Origin of the sequence: Micromonospora pallida (genome assembly GCF_900090325.1) — a bacterium.
In the GTDB taxonomy this organism is placed as follows: domain Bacteria; phylum Actinomycetota; class Actinomycetes; order Mycobacteriales; family Micromonosporaceae; genus Micromonospora; species Micromonospora pallida.
This window is the reverse complement of record NZ_FMHW01000002.1, coordinates 5,504,790-5,522,373: the sequence shown is the minus strand read 5'-3', so window position 1 is coordinate 5,522,373 and position 17,584 is coordinate 5,504,790. Positions and strand designations below refer to the sequence as shown.

Annotated in this window: 21 protein-coding genes and 1 pseudogene; 13 read left to right on the top strand and 9 right to left on the bottom strand. The window is 72.2% G+C overall.

Features of this window, described 5'->3' with window-relative positions; genetic code table 11:
• The first annotated feature begins 44 nt into the window (after nt 1-44).
• The 3 genes from GA0074692_RS22965 to GA0074692_RS22955 are packed head-to-tail and all read left to right on the top strand — an operon-like array spanning nt 45 to nt 1,881.
• Nucleotides 45-380: a PadR family transcriptional regulator gene (locus GA0074692_RS22965; protein ID WP_091653957.1), complete on the top strand. Its 336-nt coding sequence runs from the start codon at nt 45-47 to the stop codon at nt 378-380.
• Nucleotides 377-1,195: an ABC transporter ATP-binding protein gene (locus GA0074692_RS22960; RefSeq protein ID WP_091647389.1), complete on the top strand. Its 819-nt coding sequence runs from the start codon at nt 377-379 to the stop codon at nt 1,193-1,195. Before GA0074692_RS22965 ends, GA0074692_RS22960 begins: the two co-directional genes overlap by 4 nt.
• Nucleotides 1,192-1,881, top strand: a complete 690-nt coding sequence (locus GA0074692_RS22955) for a hypothetical protein (RefSeq protein WP_245730426.1) — start codon at nt 1,192-1,194, stop codon at nt 1,879-1,881. Before GA0074692_RS22960 ends, GA0074692_RS22955 begins: the two co-directional genes overlap by 4 nt.
• Here GA0074692_RS22955 and GA0074692_RS22950 read toward each other — a convergent pair.
• Nucleotides 1,878-2,561, bottom strand: a complete 684-nt coding sequence (locus tag GA0074692_RS22950; RefSeq protein ID WP_091647387.1) for a GNAT family N-acetyltransferase — start codon at nt 2,559-2,561, stop codon at nt 1,878-1,880. The genes GA0074692_RS22955 and GA0074692_RS22950 overlap by 4 nt on opposite strands.
• A 194-nt stretch (nt 2,562-2,755) precedes the next feature.
• On the opposite strand from GA0074692_RS22950, the pseudogene GA0074692_RS37030 reads away from it, so the two are divergent.
• Both GA0074692_RS37030 and GA0074692_RS36150 read left to right on the top strand, forming a co-directional pair.
• A pseudogene (locus GA0074692_RS37030) lies at nt 2,756-3,046 on the top strand (alcohol dehydrogenase catalytic domain-containing protein); the annotation flags it as partial.
• 347 nt (nt 3,047-3,393) lie between these two features.
• A complete protein-coding gene (locus tag GA0074692_RS36150) occupies nt 3,394-3,735 on the top strand; it encodes an MDR/zinc-dependent alcohol dehydrogenase-like family protein (RefSeq protein ID WP_245730425.1) in 342 nt (113 codons plus the stop codon).
• 56 nt (nt 3,736-3,791) lie between these two features.
• On the opposite strand, the gene GA0074692_RS22940 is transcribed toward GA0074692_RS36150, so the two are convergent.
• Entirely contained in the window at nt 3,792-4,433 is a 642-nt protein-coding gene (locus GA0074692_RS22940; RefSeq protein WP_141725386.1) for a hypothetical protein, read from the bottom strand.
• Between the two features lie 132 nt (nt 4,434-4,565).
• Between GA0074692_RS22940 and GA0074692_RS22935 the strand changes: the two genes are divergently transcribed.
• Together GA0074692_RS22935 and GA0074692_RS22930 are read left to right on the top strand one after the other, a co-directional pair.
• A complete protein-coding gene (locus GA0074692_RS22935; protein ID WP_091647383.1) occupies nt 4,566-4,895 on the top strand; it encodes a nucleoside triphosphate pyrophosphohydrolase family protein in 330 nt (109 codons plus the stop codon).
• 39 nt (nt 4,896-4,934) lie between these two features.
• The gene (locus GA0074692_RS22930; protein WP_091647381.1) at nt 4,935-5,579 is read left to right on the top strand and encodes a GNAT family N-acetyltransferase; all 645 of its coding nucleotides are present in this window, start codon (nt 4,935-4,937) and stop codon (nt 5,577-5,579) included.
• A gap of 17 nt (nt 5,580-5,596) precedes the next feature.
• On the opposite strand, the gene GA0074692_RS22925 is transcribed toward GA0074692_RS22930, so the two are convergent.
• Nucleotides 5,597-6,436 (bottom strand): class I SAM-dependent methyltransferase, encoded by an 840-nt coding sequence (locus GA0074692_RS22925; protein ID WP_091647379.1) that lies wholly within the window; start codon nt 6,434-6,436, stop codon nt 5,597-5,599.
• A 102-nt stretch (nt 6,437-6,538) separates the two neighbouring features.
• Nucleotides 6,539-6,739: a GntR family transcriptional regulator gene (locus tag GA0074692_RS22920; RefSeq protein ID WP_091647376.1), complete on the bottom strand. Its 201-nt coding sequence runs from the start codon at nt 6,737-6,739 to the stop codon at nt 6,539-6,541.
• A 565-nt stretch (nt 6,740-7,304) separates the two neighbouring features.
• Between GA0074692_RS22920 and GA0074692_RS22915 the strand changes: the two genes are divergently transcribed.
• Nucleotides 7,305-7,598, top strand: a complete 294-nt coding sequence (locus tag GA0074692_RS22915) for a hypothetical protein (RefSeq protein ID WP_091647372.1) — start codon at nt 7,305-7,307, stop codon at nt 7,596-7,598.
• Between the two features lie 12 nt (nt 7,599-7,610).
• Here GA0074692_RS22915 and GA0074692_RS22910 read toward each other — a convergent pair whose 3' ends face one another.
• Nucleotides 7,611-8,228 carry a pyridoxamine 5'-phosphate oxidase family protein gene (locus GA0074692_RS22910; protein ID WP_091647370.1) on the bottom strand — a complete coding sequence of 206 codons (618 nt, stop codon included), beginning with the start codon at nt 8,226-8,228 and terminating at the stop codon, nt 7,611-7,613.
• 170 nt (nt 8,229-8,398) lie between these two features.
• Between GA0074692_RS22910 and GA0074692_RS22905 the strand changes: the two genes are divergently transcribed.
• The 3 genes from GA0074692_RS22905 to GA0074692_RS22895 all read left to right on the top strand — a co-directional run bounded on the left by GA0074692_RS22905 (nt 8,399) and on the right by GA0074692_RS22895 (nt 10,735).
• On the top strand, nt 8,399-8,905 hold the full coding sequence (locus tag GA0074692_RS22905; protein WP_091647368.1) for a DUF2231 domain-containing protein: 507 nt from the start codon (nt 8,399-8,401) through the stop codon (nt 8,903-8,905).
• A gap of 78 nt (nt 8,906-8,983) precedes the next feature.
• A complete protein-coding gene (locus GA0074692_RS22900) occupies nt 8,984-9,628 on the top strand; it encodes an Hsp20/alpha crystallin family protein (RefSeq protein ID WP_091647366.1) in 645 nt (214 codons plus the stop codon).
• A 9-nt stretch (nt 9,629-9,637) separates the two neighbouring features.
• On the top strand, nt 9,638-10,735 hold the full coding sequence (locus GA0074692_RS22895) for a glycosyltransferase family 9 protein (RefSeq protein WP_425413353.1): 1,098 nt from the start codon (nt 9,638-9,640) through the stop codon (nt 10,733-10,735).
• A 117-nt stretch (nt 10,736-10,852) separates the two neighbouring features.
• Here GA0074692_RS22895 and GA0074692_RS22890 read toward each other — a convergent pair whose 3' ends face one another.
• Nucleotides 10,853-11,677 carry a glycosyltransferase family 2 protein gene (locus GA0074692_RS22890; RefSeq protein WP_245730734.1) on the bottom strand — a complete coding sequence of 275 codons (825 nt, stop codon included), beginning with the start codon at nt 11,675-11,677 and terminating at the stop codon, nt 10,853-10,855.
• Between the two features lie 215 nt (nt 11,678-11,892).
• Nucleotides 11,893-13,962, bottom strand: a complete 2,070-nt coding sequence (rfaE2, locus tag GA0074692_RS22885) for a D-glycero-beta-D-manno-heptose 1-phosphate adenylyltransferase (RefSeq protein WP_091647362.1) — start codon at nt 13,960-13,962, stop codon at nt 11,893-11,895.
• A 186-nt stretch (nt 13,963-14,148) separates the two neighbouring features.
• Between rfaE2 and GA0074692_RS22880 the strand changes: the two genes are divergently transcribed.
• Nucleotides 14,149-14,691, top strand: coding sequence for a type 1 glutamine amidotransferase domain-containing protein (locus GA0074692_RS22880; RefSeq protein WP_091647359.1), 543 nt, complete (start codon nt 14,149-14,151; stop codon nt 14,689-14,691).
• 28 nt (nt 14,692-14,719) lie between these two features.
• Here the strand turns inward: GA0074692_RS22880 and GA0074692_RS22875 are convergent, their stop codons facing one another.
• Nucleotides 14,720-16,018 carry an MFS transporter gene (locus GA0074692_RS22875; RefSeq protein WP_245730424.1) on the bottom strand — a complete coding sequence of 433 codons (1,299 nt, stop codon included), beginning with the start codon at nt 16,016-16,018 and terminating at the stop codon, nt 14,720-14,722.
• A 143-nt stretch (nt 16,019-16,161) separates the two neighbouring features.
• Between GA0074692_RS22875 and GA0074692_RS22870 the strand changes: the two genes are divergently transcribed.
• Nucleotides 16,162-17,049, top strand: coding sequence for a hypothetical protein (locus GA0074692_RS22870; RefSeq protein ID WP_091647356.1), 888 nt, complete (start codon nt 16,162-16,164; stop codon nt 17,047-17,049).
• Between the two features lie 37 nt (nt 17,050-17,086).
• Here GA0074692_RS22870 and GA0074692_RS22865 read toward each other — a convergent pair whose 3' ends face one another.
• Entirely contained in the window at nt 17,087-17,578 is a 492-nt protein-coding gene (locus GA0074692_RS22865; RefSeq protein ID WP_091647354.1) for an NUDIX domain-containing protein, read from the bottom strand.
• Nucleotides 17,579-17,584: the final 6 nt, after the last annotated feature.

The window sequence follows — 17,584 nt, the reverse complement described above, 5'->3', positions numbered from 1 at the left end:
CTAGGTGGCTACCCTATCTAGATAGTTGTGCTACCTTGCTGTCCGTGGATCAGGATCGGCGTGGGCAGTGGCTGCGTGGCGTCCTCGACGTCTGCGTGCTGGCGCTGCTGTGTCGGCGGGAGTCCTACGGCTACGAGCTGGCGCAGGCCCTCGACCAGGCCGGACTGGGGCAGATCCAGGGCGGCACGCTCTATCCGGTGCTGCTGCGGTTGCAACGCTCCGGGCTGATCACCGCCGAATGGCGTGAGGGCGAAACCGGCCCGGCGCGCAAGTACTACCGCCTCACGACGTCCGGCCAGCAGACCGTACGCCGGCTGGCCGCCGACTGGACCGCGTTCGCCGGCCGGGTGGACGCCATATTCCGGGAGGAACTGCCGTGAACAACGACAGCTGGCTACACGCGCTCGGCCAGGAGTTGGCCAGGCACCAGCTCGGCCCGGACGTGACCCGCCACGTCATCGCCGAGGCCGCCGCGCATCTGCGCGACAGCGGCCAGCCGGCGCTGCGGGCCTTCGGCACGCCGCAGGGGTACGCGGCCGCCGTCGCGGACAGCCTCGCCGCCCGGCGCCCACCGCGCCGTCCGCCCGGCCGCGTCCGGCTCGACGCGCGTGGGGTGACCAAGAGGTACGGCCGCCGCACCGTCCTGCGGGACGTCGATCTGACCGTACGCGCGGGCGAGGTGGTGGCGGTCGTCGGCGCCAACGGGTGCGGCAAGAGCACGTTCCTGCGGGTCTGCGCCGGTCTGATCTCCGCAGACACGGGAGAGGTGGTGGTCGACGGCGTGCTGGGTTACTGCCCGCAGGACGCCGGGACGTACGACTTCCTCCGACCCGACGAGCACTTCGTCCTGGTCGGTGCGGGTCGGGGCATGGACCGGGCCCGGTCGCGGCGGCTGGGGCGGGCCGGTGCCGCCGCGTTGCAGTGGGACCCAGCGGAAGGAACGCAGGCCCGGCACCTGTCCGGCGGTACCCGGCAGAAGCTCAACCTGGTGATGGCCTCGATGGGCGACCCCGACGTGCTGCTGCTCGACGAGCCGTACCAGGGCTTCGACCGGGGCACGTACCTCGACTTCTGGCAGCACGTGTGGCGATGGCGCGACGAGGGCCGGGCGATCGTCGTGGTCACCCACCTGCTCAGCCAACTGGACCAGGTCGACCAGGTGCTGGACCTGACCGTGCGGGAGGTGGCCGCGTGAAGATCACTACGGTCGCCGACATGGCGCTGCGCGAGATGCTGCGGCGCCGTGGCGTACTCGTTCTGCTGCTCGCCCTTCCCCTGGCGTTCTACCTGGTCCGACGCGGCGACCACGTCGGACAGTCGATCCGGTTCCTGCTCCTCGGGATCGCCTGGGCGGTGAGTACTGCGGCGCTCTTCGCCAGCGGCGCCAGCCGGCCGATCGAGCCCCGGCTGCGTCTGTCCGGCTACCGGAGTCATCACCTCTACCTGGGCCGGCTGGCAGCGATGTGGGTGCTCGGCGTGTCGATCGCCGTGCCGTTCTTCGCGCTGGTCGCGGTCGACCACGGCGACCAGGTGCGACTCGGCGCCGTGGCCCTGGCGATGCTGCTCGCGGTCACCGTGGCCGCGCCGTTCGGGCTGCTGATCGGCGCGGCCGTGCCGCGTGACCTGGAGGGGACGCTGCTCCTGCTGGTCGTGGTCGGCGTGCAGATGATGATCGACCCAGCCGACGCGATCACCCGGCTCCTGCCCTTCTGGTCCAGCCGGGAGATCGCCACGTACGCCGTCGACCACACCGGGTCCGAGTACCTGACGCGGGGCCTGGTGCATGGCGTGCTGTTCGGCGTACTCGCCACCGCCCTGGTCGCTGTGCTGGCCACGATCCGCCTCCGCCGCCGCCCGCACGTCCGCTTCGTCACCCGCTAGCGGTGAGTGGACGGGTTGCTCCCGCCGACCTGCGTCCGGTCCCAGCTTTGGACCATGGTCTGCTGGTGGAGTCGACGGCCACCGTCGCGGACACCGGGCACCAGCGGTGTCGGCCCGTACGGGGCGAATCCCATCCGGGTGAAGAACCGCACCGCCCGGGTGTTCTCCACCAGCGTCTGTAGGTGACACCCGGGCGAGCCGGCCTGCTCGAGCTGGTCGAACCAATGGCTCATCAACTGCGCGGCGGCGCCGGTGCCCCGGCCTTCGGGCGCCACGTTGATGTGCAGGTGCGACGGCCATCGTCGGTCCGTGAAGTCCCCTGCGGTGGGTTGCCGCCGGAGGGCGGTCAGGATCCCGTCCGCCAGGGCCCGGCCGAGGAACGGCGCGGTCGTGGGACGCAGGGGAAGCCGATACCGGCGGAATGCCGCCCCGATGCGCTCCTCCTCGCTGGGGAAGGTCGAACTGTCCAGGCACCCCGTCAGGTAGCCGACCAGCGTCCCCCGGTCGGTGGCGACGAACAGCGATCCCGGAGCCAGATCCAGGTACGGGTCCAGGTAGACGGCCGCTGCGGATTCGGCGTGCCCCCACAGCGACGAACCTGGGGCACCGGCACCGGCCCGTGCGAACAGATCACGCAGTGCGGCGCGGTCCGCCTCCGCGTACGGCCGGGCCTCGATCATGGCCGCACCGTAACACCGGGAATCCATCGGGCCCGCTGTCCAGCGAGCCCGGGTGGTCGCGGCACGTCGGGACCAGGAACCCTCGCGTCGTCGCCGGGAAGTGATGGCGCCGCCTGGTGGTTGGCCCCAGAGCAAGCCACGGTCTCACCAGAGGTCGTACGCGATGGCGGAGCCTGTGTTGGAGGAACGAGTCGATGCGCGCTGTCTGGTACGAGCGGCCAGGTCCTGCCGCCGAGGTCCTCGAGGTCGGGCAGCTTCCCGACCCGGCACCCGGCCAGGGGGAGGTCCGGGTGCGGCTCACCCGTTCCGGGGTGAATCCGGGGGACGCCAAGAAGCGCGGTGACTGGGCGGGGTACGGGATGCCGTTTCCGCGCGTCATTCCGCACAGCGACGGTGCCGGAGTGATCGAGTCGGTCGGCGAGGGGGTGGACCGGGCCCGGATCGGTCAGCGGGTGTGGGTGTTCGGGGCCCAGTCCTACCGGCCGTTCGGCACGGCCGCGCAACTGACGGTCGTACCTTCCTGGCAGGCGGTCGACCTTCCGGACGGGGTCAGCGACGAGCTTGGCGCGTGTCTGGGCATCCCGGGGATCACCGCTCATCGGGCGGTGTTCGCCGACGGCGCGGTCGATGGCCGGACCGTGTTGGTGCAGGGTGTGCTCGGTGGTGTCGGGGCGCTGGCGGCGCGGCTCGCGCAGTGGGGTGGCGCAACCGTGATCGGGACGGTGCGTCGCCGGGGCGACCTGGCGCAGGTGGACCGCTCGGCCGTCCCGCACGTCGTCGCGCTCGACGCCCCCGACCCGGCCAGCGCCATCCGTGAATATGCCCCGAGGGCGTGGACCGCATCATCGAGGTCGCCTTCTCCGAGAACGTCGACCTCGATGCCGCGGTGGCGAGGAACCAGGCCGTCATCGCCGCTTACGGCACCCGGCGCGAGCGCCCGGACTTCCCGTTCTGGCCGATGTTGTTCGACAACGTTACCATCCGCCTGCTGGGCAGCGACGACTTCCCCGTCGAGGCGAAGCGCCGAGCCGCGGCCGACCTGACCATCGCTGCCCAGGACGGAGCGCTGTCCGTCGCGATCGGTGACCCGCTGCCCCTCGAACGCGTAGCCGAGGCCCATGACCGCGTCGACGCGGGCGTCCGGGAGCGGGTGCTACTGGCCATCCCCGACTGACGGACCGGCATTCCCGCTAGCCGTACGCACCGGTGCAGGCCAGGTTTCGCCTGGGTTCAATCCAGCCAGTGCCAGCCGTCGCCGAGCGACCAGCGCACCCGGCAGGGCTCCGCGAAGCAGTCGAAGCGTGTGTCGCCCGGCGTCCCGGCAAAGTACGCGTAGCCGGCTGCGCCGTCCGGCCTACCGACCCGGACCGGCAGGAGGATGCCCGTAGGCCCGCTGCCCTCGGTGCCGATCCGCACCGCCCGCCCCTTGGACGACAGGTGCCACAGATCCTTCGGCAGCACCTGGCCGTACCGGTCGCCGTACCTGGCGGTGACCTGGTCGGCGAGCGTGGCCGCAGCCTGGAAGTCGGTCCGGTGGAGGCGGTAGAAACCGTGGACGAAGGTGGACGTCCAGTCGACGGCCAGGATCGCCACCGGGGCCAGCACCCCGGGGATCAGCACCAGCGACAGCACCGGGACCGACCGAGTCCGGCGCCACATGGCCCTCAGGGCGAGCCCGGTGGCGGCCAGCGCCACCAGCCAGCCCAGCCCGGTGAGGAGCAGGCCGAACACCCACAGGTTGGCCAGCCGCAGGCCGACCAGGTGCAGCCCGGCGACGATTCCCCACGCCGCCAGGACGCCCGCCACCCAGCCGACGAGGGCGCGGCCACGAGGAGGTACGGCTGATGTGGTTCCACCTGCGGCGACGGACATCCGCTCATTATGGCGACGGACAGCAACCTGGCTCCGAGGCTCCGGCCGACGTCGGAGCCTGGACCCGGCGCTCCGGCCGGCGGTGGAACCTGGTCCGGGGCTCCGGCCGACGGCGGACCGTAGGCTGCCCGGGTGGAGTTGAGCGAACTCACCGACGCTGTCGAGACGGTTTCCCGCAACTACGCCCGGCGGCACGGGATCACCCAGGACGCGACCTGGTTCCTGCTGAAGCTTCAGGAGGAGGTGGGCGAGCTGACCCAGGCCTTTCTGATGCGTACGGGCCAGGCCCGGGACAAGGGGCTCAGCGCGCAGGAGATCGACGAGAGGTTCCGGGCGGAACTGGCCGACGTGCTGTGCCAGGTGCTGGTCATGGCCCGGCACCATGGCGTCGACCTGCGGACCGAGGTCGAACGGAAGTGGCTGCGGTGGAGGCCGCTTCCCGCCTCGGAACCCGACCGTTAAACCCGATGCGCGACCGGCCGCCACTGGCCACAATGCCTCGTGCTCATCGATTACTGGCCGCTGCTGGGACTGCGGGTCCGCACCGCCCGGCTCGAACTCCGACTGCCCACCGAGGACGAGTTGGCCGAGCTGGCAGAGGTTGCCGCCCGGGGCGTGCACGAGCCGGGTGAGCGACCGTTTCTGCTGCCGTGGACGGAGGGCACCCCGATCGAGCGGGCCCGCGCCCTGCTCCAGGCCCACTGGCATCGGCGGGGCGAATGGACCCCGCAGTCGTGGAAACTCGACCTGGTCGTCTTCGCCCAGGGCCGGCCGGCGGGCGTCCAGGAGGTCTGGGCACGGGAGTTCGCGGTACGCCGTGAGGTGGCGACCGGCTCCTGGCTCGGTCTGGCGTACCACGGTCAGGGAATCGGCACGGAGATGCGCGCCGCCGCGCTGCACCTGGCCTTCGCCGGGCTCGGGGCCGCGCACGCGACCACCGCGTCCTTCGTCGACAACGCCCCGCCGCTCGCGGTCTCTCGCAAACTGGGGTACCAGCCGGACGGGATCAGTCGGGACGTCCGCGACGGCGAGGTGCTCGTTTCCCAGCGACTGCGCCTGACCAGGGAAGACTGGGCACGGACAGATCGTCCGGAGGTCGTACTCGATGGCCTGGCCCCCTGCCTGGACCTGTTCGGCGCGGTCTGAACCACCCGTCCGGCCGGTCAGCTGGAACGGGCGATCAGCAGGAGTTCGCCGTCTCCCGCCCCGACAGGCTCGCGCTGCCATCCACCGTGCACATGTTCGACGGCGAACCCATGTGCGTGCAGCGAGGCGCGGAGCTGGGCCTCGGTCCGGAACCGCAGCATCGCCGAGCTTTCGAGCTCCAGGCGGGTGTCCTCATGCGGAGATCCACTCCGTTTGCGGCATGTCGGGGTCTCCGGTTCATTGGAGACCCCGATATGCCGTAAGTGGTGTGGATCACCGGCCGGTGAGGGCGGGAAGCGGTAGTGGTGAGTGAAGGAGACCAGGTCACCCCGGATCTCGGTGACCTCGGTCCACGCCTCGACCGTCCGGCCGTCGGGTAGGCGCGGGTGGCGTCGTGAGTCGACCGGGTTCCACCGTTCCCAGCGTCGGTCGGCGGGGTCGCGCGAGTCGAAGACCAACCGCCCACCGGGTACGAGCGCCCGGCGCAGATCGGCGAGGACCGCATCCCACTCCTCGTCGGTGGTGAAGAACTGTGCGACGTGGCTGGTCATCACGGCCACGTCGAAGGACCGGTCGGGCAGGTCCGTGGCGGTGCCCTCGATCCAGGTCACCCGGTCCGCGCCCGGCTTGGCGCGGGCGGCGTCGAGGGAGGCACGGGCCGGATCGATGCCGGTGACCCGGTGGCCGGCGTCGGCCAGGGCGAGGGTGAGCCGCCCGGTGCCGCAGCCCAGGTCCAGTACGCGGGCCTGCGGGGTTTCGCCGACCACCGCGAGGAAGAAGTCGTCGTCGGGCCCCCACGGGCACTCGGCGTCGTAGACGGTGACGAGCCGAGGATCCTCGAACTCCCCGTGGCGCATGACGAGATCCAATCAGCTCAGGAAATCCGATCAGCTCAGGAGGACCGTGGTGGGAAATGGCCCCAGGAGGGCCAGAAGCCACCACGATCCCGTCCTACCCGGCTACTTCTCGGCGACGAAGACACCCCGTCCCGGCCGCCCGACCAGAATGCCCCGTTCGCGCAGGGTTGCTATGGCCCGCTGGATGGTCGAGTGAGAGACGTCGTATTCGGCGGCGAGGGTCCGGCCGGATGGCAACTGGGAGCCGGGCGGATACGAACCGTTCTCGATCTTGCGCAACAGGCTGCCGAGCAGCTCATCCATGGTGGGTGGGATAGGCACGTCTGGTCCCTTGCGGTCGGTTGGCCTCCCAGTATCGATCGATGTCTCGAAGCAGGCAATGCATGTAATGACATAGGTGACGGTGCTGATGGTGCAGCAACAGCTGCATTGAACGTACTTGATGTAGGTACGCCAGTGTCGATGGCGTTACACACGGCGATGCCGTACTGGCGGTCGGTTGGCACCTTCGTGAGGACGGCATCCGTGGCACACCACGTACCTGCCCTGGTCGGGGTGGTCGGTCTACTTCCCCCGGCTGGCTGCCCGCTTCCCCGCGATCGGGGCGGCCCTGTCGTCGTACCGCCGATGAGCTGCGCGGACAGGGCGGGGGTGTCCCTGCCGGACCCGAACCAGCAGGGGCACCCCCGAACACCAGGAAACACCACTTCGGCGAACATCACCTGACTTCCGAAAGGCGGTCACTCGTGCGCGTACTCCTGCGCCATCCCCGGCGACCGGGCCGACACCACCTCCGACCCCCGTCCACCCGCGACACTGCCGCCCGTTGGCAGGCCGCCCAGGCTCCGACTGCCCAGGAACTGGCCCGATGGTGACCGGCCCGCGGAACCTGAGCCGCTGGGTCATCCACCTGCCCATCGTGGTGCCCGACCTGACCCGGGCGCGGATCTTCGCCCGGACCGCCGCCCGGGCGCTCGCCCAGATCACCGGCTGCGTGGACGCCGGTGAGGTGACCGTCTCCGAGGAGGACGCCCGGGGCGTACGGCACCGGGTTTTCTGCGACCGGCTGCTGCCCGGCGGCGGCCGGTGCGACCTGCCCACCGAGCACACCGCGCCCTGGAGCGCACGACGCCGACGGCCGAACCCGGACCGGTTTCGCTGAGCGGCGTCCGCGTCAGGCGTACAGCTTCTTGAGGTACGCCGGGCCGTAGTACTGCTCCAGGTCGGTCAGTTCGGACTCGGGGGTCTCGATCGTCTTGGCGATCCGGGCCCGGGACGGCAGCGCGTCCGGCTGCCAGGTCTCCGGTTTCCACAGCTCGGAGCGGAGGAACGCCTTTCCGCAGTGGTGGAACACCTGCTCGATCTCCACGACGGTGGCGAGTGCCGGACGGTGTCCCTTCACGACCATCCGGTCGAAGAACGGCGCGTCCCGGAGCAACCTTGCTCGGCCGTTGATACGCAGTGTGTCCGTCCGGCCGGGGACCAGGAAGACCAGCCCGACGTGCGGATTTTCCAGGATGTTGTGGAAGCCGTCGGCCCGCCGGTTGCCGGGACGCTCCGGGATGGCGATGGTCCGCTCGTCCAGCACCAGGGTGAAGCCGGGCGGGTCGCCCTTGGGCGAGACGTCGCAGGTGCCGTCCGCGCCGGAGGTGGCGATGAGGCAGAACGGCGAGGCGGCCAGCCACTGCCGGTCCAGCTCGTGCAGGACGCGGCGCTCCTTGCCGGCCGCCCGGGCGTTCGGCTGGCCGAGCAGCTCACGTAGCTCCTCAGCCGAGGTGATCTCCGTCGTCACGTTGTCCTCCCCCGTGCGTTGACCTCGGTGACAGCACCCGCGCCGAGGGGGCAGGCGCCAGCGCCAGCGTACGCCGGGCGTGCCACGGCGAGTTTGTCCACCGAGGGCGGGGGTACCGCCTCAGGGCGCCCTGCGCGGGCGCTCGTTCCGGAAGACCCTGGAGGCCGGAAATGGAGAGCCGACTCAAGGTGCTCGGGCACCCTGTGCACCCCATGCTGGTGATGTTCCCGTTCGCCCTGCTGGTGACCGCGGTCTTCTTCGACTTCGTCGACACGCTCGGCGGGTCCGCCGTCTTCGGGGAGATCGCGTACTGGAACATCGCTGTCGGACTGGTCATGGGTCTGCTCGCGGCGGCCGCCGGCTCGGTCGACCTGCACGCCATCCCGGCCGGCACCCGGGCCAAGCGGATCGGGCTCACCCACGCCGCCGCCAACCTGGCGGTGGTCCTGCTCTTCGCGGCCGTCTGGGTGGTCCGCTTCAACGCTGACTCGCGGGCGGCCGGCGGCGCGCTCATCGCCATCGAGGTGGTCGCCCTGGCCATTCTCGGCATCAGCGGGTGGCTCGGCGGTGAACTGGTCGACCGGCTCGGCGTCGGGGTGTACCCAGAAGCCGATCTGAACGCCCCCAGCTCGCTGCGGCACGAGACAGCCACCCCGCGGCGCGGGGAGATGCGGTGAGTGTCAGGGTGGCCGTCCGGTGGATCGGAGCGGTGCGGTGAGAAGTCGGGGCGGCCGTCCGGTGGATCGGGCGAGGCGATGAGTGAGCAGCCGGGCGGCGGTCCCGGTCAGGGCTGGCGGGAACGGTCGCCGGGCTGGGATCCGATGGGCGAGTTGCAGGCGCTCCGTGGCGAGCTGGCCCGCCTGGTCGGCGGCCCGTCCGGACCACCCGAGGTGGAGCTGACCGAGACCGCCGAGGGTTGGGAGGTCGTCGTCCGGCTGCCGGGGGTGGCCCCGGAGGAGGTGGCCGTCGAACTCGACGACCGGGAACTCTGTGTGCGGGCCCGCTCGGAGGCCGAGGTCAACGCCGACCACGGTATCCCCGGCGGGTTGGAGACCCGGGGTTTCGAGTACCGGGTGGACCTGCCGTCCCGGGTGGACCCGGACGCGATCGACGCCGTCATGGACCACGGACTGCTCCGGGTGCGGCTGCCCCGGGCGGCCCGACCCGCGCCGCGCACCATCACCGTCGGCCCGTCACCAACTGTTCGGCCGGGACCATCGGCACCGCCGCGCCCCGTCGACCGCCGCGCCGGTCAGGGTGGGAATCCCGTCGACCCGGCCGCCGACCGGGAGCTGCACCACCCGGACGTGGGCACCGGCTCCGGACCGGCCGTCACCGACCGACCCGACCCTGCCCGACCCGAGCCGGCCGACGGTTCGGACGAGATCGACCGGCCGTAGCGGATGGTCGTGCTGGGGCCGGTCAGCGGGCGTGTGCCGGACGTCGAGCGGATCGCCGTGCTGCGCGCCAACGCGCTCGGTGACTTCATCTTCGTCCTGCCGACGCTGGACGCGCTGCGGGCCGCGTACCCGGAGGCGGAGCTGGTGCTGCTCGGCGCGCCGTGGCACGCGAAGCTGTTCGGCGACCGGCCGGGCCCGGTGGACCGGGTGCTGGTGGTCCCGCCGGCACCGGGGATCCGGGGCCGCGACCCGGGCGAACCGGAGTCGTCCATGGACGACTTCCTGGCCGCCGCCCGGGCCGAGCGCTTCGACCTGGCGTTGCAGGTGCACGGTGGCGGGGCCAACTCGAACCCGTTCGTCAGTGGGCTCGGCGCGCGGGTCACCGCCGGGCTGCGGGCCGAGGACGCGCCGCCGCTGGACCGCTGGCTCCGGTACGTCTACTACCAGCACGAGGTGATCCGCTACCTGGAGGTGGCCGCGCTGGTCGGCGCACCCGCCACCACCGTCCTGCCCACCCTCGCGGTGACCGACACCGACCGGCTCGAGGCGCGGGCGGTGCTCGGTGCGCCGAGCCGGCCCCGGGTGGCGCTGCACCCGGGAGCGACCGACACCCGCCGTCGCTGGCCGGCCGAGCGGTTCGCCGAGGTCGCCCGGGAACTGGTCGCCGACGGGTACGAGGTGCTGGTCACCGGCACTCCGGCCGAACAGGAGGTGGTGGACCGGGTGGTCGCGGCGGCCGGCGTGCCGGTCCGCCCCCAGGTCGGCACGCTCAGCCTCGGCGCGCTGGCCGCCTGCTACGCGGACTGCGCCCTGGTGGTGTCGAACGACACCGGTCCGCTGCACCTGGCGGCGGCGGTCGGTGCGCCGACGGTGGGCGTCTTCTGGGTCGGCAACCTGATCAACGTGGGGCACCCGCTGCGCGGCCGGCACCGGCCGATCATGTCCTGGCGGGTGCACTGCCCGGTCTGCGGCGTGGACTGCACCCCCGGCGTGTACCCGGCCCGGCCGGGCGACGGCGACTGCCCGCACCGAGACTCGTTCGTCACCGACGTGCCGACCGTCGAGGTCGTCGAGGCCGCCCGCGAACTCCTCACCACCGCCGGGTGACCGGGGCTGGGGTGGTAGCAGGGGACCCCTGTTACCGCTTATTGCCGAGGAAGGGTCCCCTGCAACCACCTCAGCAAGCACTCGGGCAGCCGAGCAGCCGGGCAACGGGCAGACACCTCAGGGGGTGTGGGCGGGGTCGGGTTCGGCGAGGACGAGTTCCCACGCTTCCACGTCCCGTTCGGTCACCGTGGTCGGCGACTCCAGGTGGTACGCCCCGCTGGGCAGGATGCCGGCCCCGCCGTACCGGGCCAGCACGGCGAGCTGCGCCGCCACGTCCTCGCCCTGGTGGCGCTCGGGCAGCCGGTGCCAGAAGTCGAAGCCGCCCGCCTCGACCAGTCGCGTCCGGTCGTAGAGCACGCAGCCGCCGATCCAGGAGATCTTGTACGCCCGCCAGGCGTCCGGCGGCAGTTCCAGCCGTCCGGTCACGTGCAACAGGTTCGCCGCCGAGTGGATGGTCGCGCGCTGCCATTCGCGGGTTCCGGGGCGGACCGTCTCCGGGACGGGTGGACCGGTCCACTCCTCGTAGTGCCGGTGGGCCTGCGGCCGGACGTCGTCGAGGTAGGACAGGCCGTGCACCCCGTTGCCGACAAAGCCGCAGCCCAGCTCGCTGATGGCGGTGACCAGCCGGGGCAGCGCACCCGGCTCGAGCCAGATGTCGTCGTCGAGGCAGAGCACGTACCGGGCCGCCGACCGGTCCAGCAGGTACGCCCGGTGTTCGGCCAGGCCGCGTCGGGGCAACCGGCGGGTGAGCAGCACCGGATGCCCCCGGTGCCGCAGCGCCCGGACCATCGTGGCGACCGCCGGGTGCTGGAACGCCGGTTCGCCGTCGGACTGGTCGCTGACCACCACCCCGAACCCGGGTACGCCCTCCTGGGCGGCCAGCCCGGCGAGGGTGACCGCGAGTTCGGCCGCCCGGTTCCGGGTGGGGATCAGCACGTCCAGGTTCCGCTCCCGGCGGAAGCCGTCCGGCGAGCCGGGATCGAGCGGCCGGTTCCCGGCGTCGGACGGGTTGGCGGCGGCCTCGGGTCGGTTCGCGGCGGCGTCGGGTCGGTTCACGGTGGGGTCGGGCGGGTTGGCGGCGGCGTCGGGTCGGTTCACGGTGGGGTCGGGCGGGTTGGCGGCGGGGTCGGGCCGGTCCACGGCGGGGTCGGGCCGGTTCACGGCGTGTGGCCGGTGAGGAAGGGGCCCCGGTTCCCCTTTCCGTGCCCGCTGCCGTTCGGATGGTCGGTGGCGGTCGGCCGGCGGTTGCCGGTCGGCTTCCCGGCTCCGGTGCTGTTCCGGGAGACCGCCCCGACCTGCTGGGCGCGAATCCGTTCGATGATCGCCGAGGTGGAGCGGTCGGGGACGTAGCCGAGGGTGCGCACCTCACCGCCGAGCCGGCGGACCAGGGGTGCCTCGGGCACCATCTCGGGCGGGTAGTCGCCGCCCTTGACGTACACGTCGGGCTGGACCGCCTCGATCAGTGTCGCCGGGGAATCCTCCGCGAAGACCACTACATGGTCGACGCAGGCCAACGCGGCGAGCAGGGCGATCCGGTCCTCCACCGGGTTCACCGGCCGGTCCGGGCCCTTGAGCCGGCGGACGCTGTCGTCCGAGTTGACCGCCACGACGAGCAGGTCGCCCAACTCGGCAGCCTGTTCGAGGTAGCGCACGTGACCCGGGTGGAGTACGTCGAAGCAGCCGTTGGTGAAGACCACCGACCGGTCGGCCCGCCGGTGTGTGGCGACGATCGCGGCCAGGTCGTCCGGGCCGATCAGCACCGGCTGGTCGCCGCCCTCGGCCGTCACGCCGAGCGCGGCGAGCAGGTCCTGGCGTCGGCAGACGCAGGTACCGGTGTCCGAGACGGTGATGGTCGCGACGAGTTGGGCCAGGTGGGCGGCGGTGGGCAGGGGCGCCTCGGCGGCGAGGGCCAGCGTCATGGCGGCCAGGTACGCGTCCCCGGCCCCGACCGCGTGGCTGGCCGGCACGGGGGTGGCGTGGCTGCGTCGGGCCGTACCGTCGGCGTCGCCGACCACCGCGCCCTCGGTGTCCAGGGTGACCGCCACCACGTCCGCCCCGGTGTGCGCGCGCAACTCGGCGAGTCGGGACTCGGCCAGCCGCGCCCGGTCGGTGCCGATGCCGTTGGCGGAGACGGTGATGCCGGCGCCGGTGACGGCGACTCCGTCCCCGGTCAGCGCGACCCGGTCCTCGCCGGGGGTCGGCTCACCGGTTGGTCCGGTGGGCGGCACACCAGCCGGTACGCCACCTGTGCCGTTGGCCGGCAGGCCGGTCGCGCTGGCGGGCGCCGTACCGTCCGGGCCTGGTGCCGGTACGCCGAACGCGCCTCGGGGTGGCGGGTCACCGCCGGCGGTGGTCGGGCCGCCAGGGTGTGGCGGCCGGTTCGGGACGGTGCCGACCTGTGGGGCGAGAGTGGCCGTCCGGGTGGTCCGGCCCTCGCCCGGGGCGGTGCCGACGACGAGTTCGGAAGGGCCGTCCGGCGGGTCGGGATGGTCGATGTGCAGTTCGTCGACGCCGCCGGCCGGGGCGGTGACACCGGCGGCGGTGGCGCGGGCGAGCAGCCGGGTCGCCTCGGCGAAGCTTGGCGTCACCACGGTCGGGGCGAGTCCACGCCAGTCGGCGAGGTCGTGTGCGTCCAGGGCGACGGTGGCGAACCGGTGCCGGTTGGCGACCAGCCAGGCCCGGATCGGCGCGGGTAGCGCGCCGAGACCGTAGTCGCAGACCACCAGGGTCGGCGCGGCGCCGCCCGACGCGGCACGCAACTCCTCGACCGCGCAGGACACGGCGGTCAGCAGCCGGGTCACCCCGTCGTCGGTCAGTACGTCGTCCGGGTCGCCGGAGTCCTCCCGGAGCAGGATCTGGTTGCCGGCGAGCATTCGGCGCTTGACCGGGGTGGGCCTGCTGGACTGGTTGACCGTCCGGTCCCAGACGCCCGCCCGGTCGAGACAGTCGTGCAGTTCGTCCCCGGCGACGTCGGCGCCGACCGGGGCGACCAGCGCGGCGAGGCCACCCAGGGCGGCCAGGTTCACGGCGGTGTTCGCCGCCCCGCCGGCCGCGGAGATCCGCCGCCGCAGGGTGAGCACCGGGGCGGGCGCCTCCCGGCAGAGCCGGTCGGAGTCGGCGAACCGCCACTCGTCGAGCATCGCGTCGCCGATGACCAGGACGGGCCGTCCCCGCCAACTCTCCACGACGGTGGCGAGCCGGCGCTGTTCCGCTGCTGCTCCTGCCATGTTCTGCCGGATCCCCCTGCCCTGGCAGGTCAAACCCGACCCCGCCCGCTGTGGCGGGGCCGGCGCGTCCGCTATGGCGGGGCCGGCGCGTCCGCTATGGCGGGGCCGGCGCGTTTCGTCCCTCCCGCCCCGGGAACACCAGCAGTACGTACCAAAACAGGACGAGACGGAGAGGAGGACAGGCTGATGTCAGGCCGAACACTCAAGGGCAGGCGGATCGCGTTCCTGGCCGCCGACGGCGTGGAGGAGGTCGAGTACGTCCAGCCCCGTGAGGCGGTGGAGAAGGCCGGGGCCCGGACGGAACTGGTCTCGCTCAGGGGCGGGGAGATCCGATCGTTCAACCACCTCGATCCGTCGACCAGTTACCACGTGGACGTGCCGGTGGCCCAGGCGGACGTCGGGGCGTACGACGCGCTGGTGCTGCCGGGCGGGGTGGCGAACCCGGACTTCCTGCGGTCCGACCCGGAGGCGGTGCGGTTCGTGCGGAGCTTCCGCGAGCAGGGCAAGCCGATCGGGGTGATCTGCCACGGCCCGTGGACGTTGGTCGAGGCGGACCTGGTCCGGGGCCGGCGGATCACCTCCTGGCCGAGCCTGCGAACCGACCTGGTCAACGCCGGGGCGGCGTGGGTCGACGAGGAGTGCGTGGTCGACGGCGGCATCGTCAGCAGCCGGAAGCCGGACGACCTGCCGGCGTTCTGCGCGACGATCGTCGAGGAGTTCGCCCGCTGACGCCAGCGGGGTGCAGGGGAGGCTCGGATCAGGCCGGGGCGCGGTCGGCGGCGGTGGCCGCCCAGGCCGCGTCCTCGGCCTGTTTGCGGGCCAGCCCGTCGCGGCCGTCGTAGCGGACGAAGGTGGGCAGCAGGGCGGCGAGCGCGGCGGTGCCGACGACGCAGAGGATGCCGCCGGAGATGATCGAGCCGTTGACCCCCATCCAGCGGGCGGCCAGGCCGGAGCGGAGTTGACCGAGGAGTGGCCCGGTCGAGTAGGAGAGCAACTCGATGCCGGCGAGCCGGCCGCGCAGGTGGTCGGGGATGGTCTGGTTCCAGATGATCATGCGGAACAGGCCGGAGACCATGTCCGCCGCGCCCGCCAGGGCCAGGAAGAACAGGGCCAGCCAGAGCGAGTCGACCAGGCCGACGCCGATGATCCCCAGACCCCAGGCCCCGGCGGCGAGCACCACCATGAGCCCGTGCCGGTGCACCCGGGCGGTCCAGCCGGAGCCGACGGTGGCGATCATCGAGCCGACCGCCGGTGCGGCATAGAGCAGCCCGAGCACCGACGGCCCACCCAGCTTCTCGGCCATGAACGGGTAGAGGGCCTGCGGCATGCCGAAGAACATCGCGTTGATGTCGACCAGGTAGGTGCCGAGCAGCTCGGGGCGGCTGCGGGCGTACCGCAGGCCGGTCACCACCGAGCGCAGTGACGGTCGGTCGGCGGCCGGGGGCGGCGGCACCGCGCGGACCGCCGCCAGGCAGACCAGCGATACGGCGAAGGTGGCCAGGTCGATCGCGTACACCCAGGCCAGGTCGACGGTGGCGATCAGGATGCCGGCGACACCCGGCCCGCCGAGCTGGGCGAGCTGCATCCGCAGCGAGTTCAGCGCGCTGGCCGCCGGGATCTGGTCCGGGGCGACGATGCGCGGCGTGAGCCCCTCCATGGCCGGTCGTTGCAGTCCGTCCAGCGCCGCGGTCAGCGCCGCCACCAGATAAAGCAGCCAGAGCTGCGGCTGGTCGCCGAGCGAGTTGACCAGCAGCACACCGCAGAGCAGGGTGAAGCCGATCTCGCCGCCGAGCACCAGCAGCCGGCGGTCCAGGTAGTCGGCGAGCGCGCCGCCGACGAAGGCCATCACCAGCAGGGGTACGAGTTCACAGACGCCGATCAACCCGACCAGCAGGGGATCCCCGGTGATCTGGTACACCTGGTATGGCAACGTGACGTAGGTGATGAACGACCCGAAAGCCGACACTCCCGCCCCGGTGAAGACCAACCGGAAGTCCCGGGAGGTGCGCAGCGGTCCGAGGTCGATCGCCGCGCGGCGGAGCAGGCTGAACAGCACGTGCGGGATGCTCGCCGGTTCGCCGCGTCCTGTCCAGGGGTTTCCCGGTCCGGCGTCGACGCGGGCTCTCGGGTGATGTAACGAAAACGGCCGCGACGGCGTCCTCCTAAGTGGACTGACCATCGACACATGGGGGATGACACATGTCGTTACGCCGTACCCGCCCGTTCCGGGCCGGGCTCGCTCTCCTCGCCGTCGCGGCCGGGGCGCTGCTGCCGGCTCCGGCCGTCGCCGCCCCGTCGCGGCCCGACCTCCGGCTCACCATGTCCGCCACCGTGATCATGACAGGCGACACCCGCGCCCAGACGGTTGTGTCGGCTGTCGTCGACAACATCGGCACGGTCGCCGCGCCGGACGTCACCATCGCGTTCCAGCTTCCGGCCGGGGCCTGGATCATCGGTGACCCGTCCTGGCAGTGCGACTACGTGACCTTCGTCTGCACCGACGTCTATTACGGGGGCCCGGAGGTGCCGGCCGGCGGCTCCGCCGAGCCGCTGAACATCTACTTCGGGATGCCGGTGCAGCCGATCGGCACGGTCGAGACGATCAGCGCCACGATCTCGACCAGCGCCCGCGAGTCGACCACCGCCAACAACACCGGCCAGGTCCAGACCACCCACTCCCTGGTGCCGGAACTGCAACTGGTGGCCGCCCGGGACGACAGCGTCTGGAGGGACATCGCGGTGCCGGCCACCGGCGGGCAGTTCCTGCCAGAGTTCCTCGTCACGAACATCGGTTCGGGGCCCACCGAGGACCTGCGTCTGGTCGTCCAGTGGCCCGCCGGGGTCACGAACGACGGAGCGCCCACCAGCGACACCGGGACGATTTGGCAGTGTGACTTCTCGCCCGGCCTCGGGGTGTGTACGGCCGGTCCGCTCGCGCCGGGTGGCCTCGCGTCGATAACGATCCCGATGTCGGCCCCGGCGGGCACGCCGGGCACCACGTTCGCCATCGGGAGCGAGTTCTCCACGTCCACGCCGGAGTGGCGGGACGAGGCGTCGGCCATCGCCCGTACCTGCCGGTACGTCTGACCGGCCGGCCGGCTGGTCCTCGGGTGCCCGTCCGGGGCTACTTGAGGATCAGCCGGTCGGTCTGCTCGAAGACGGCCAGGTCGGCGAGGGTCTCGACGACCGAGGGGGAGAGCGGGGCGGGGAAGGCGTTCGGGTGGAAGAAACCGGCGTCGGTGGTCTCGTCGGTGATCCGCAGCAGTTCGCCGTCCCATTCGTCGACCTGGAACGCGGCCGTGAAGACCTGGTACGTGTGGCCGTACATGTTGGTGTGGGTGCGGTCCGGGCCGGTGTAGAGGGCGAAGGCGCTGACCCGCAGGGCCCGTAGCCCGGTCTCCTCGCGGACCTCCCGGACGGCGCAGTCGGCGATCGACTCGCCCAGCTCCATCGCGCCGGCCGGCATCGACCAGTGGCCGTTGTCCGAGCGCTGGATGAGCAGCACCCGTCCGCGCCGGTCCCGCAGCACGGCCCGGGCGCCGACGAACATCAGGGTGCGGTCGCCGGCCAGCGCGCGCAGTTGTCCGACGTACGACTCGGCCCAGGAAACGCTCACCGGCCC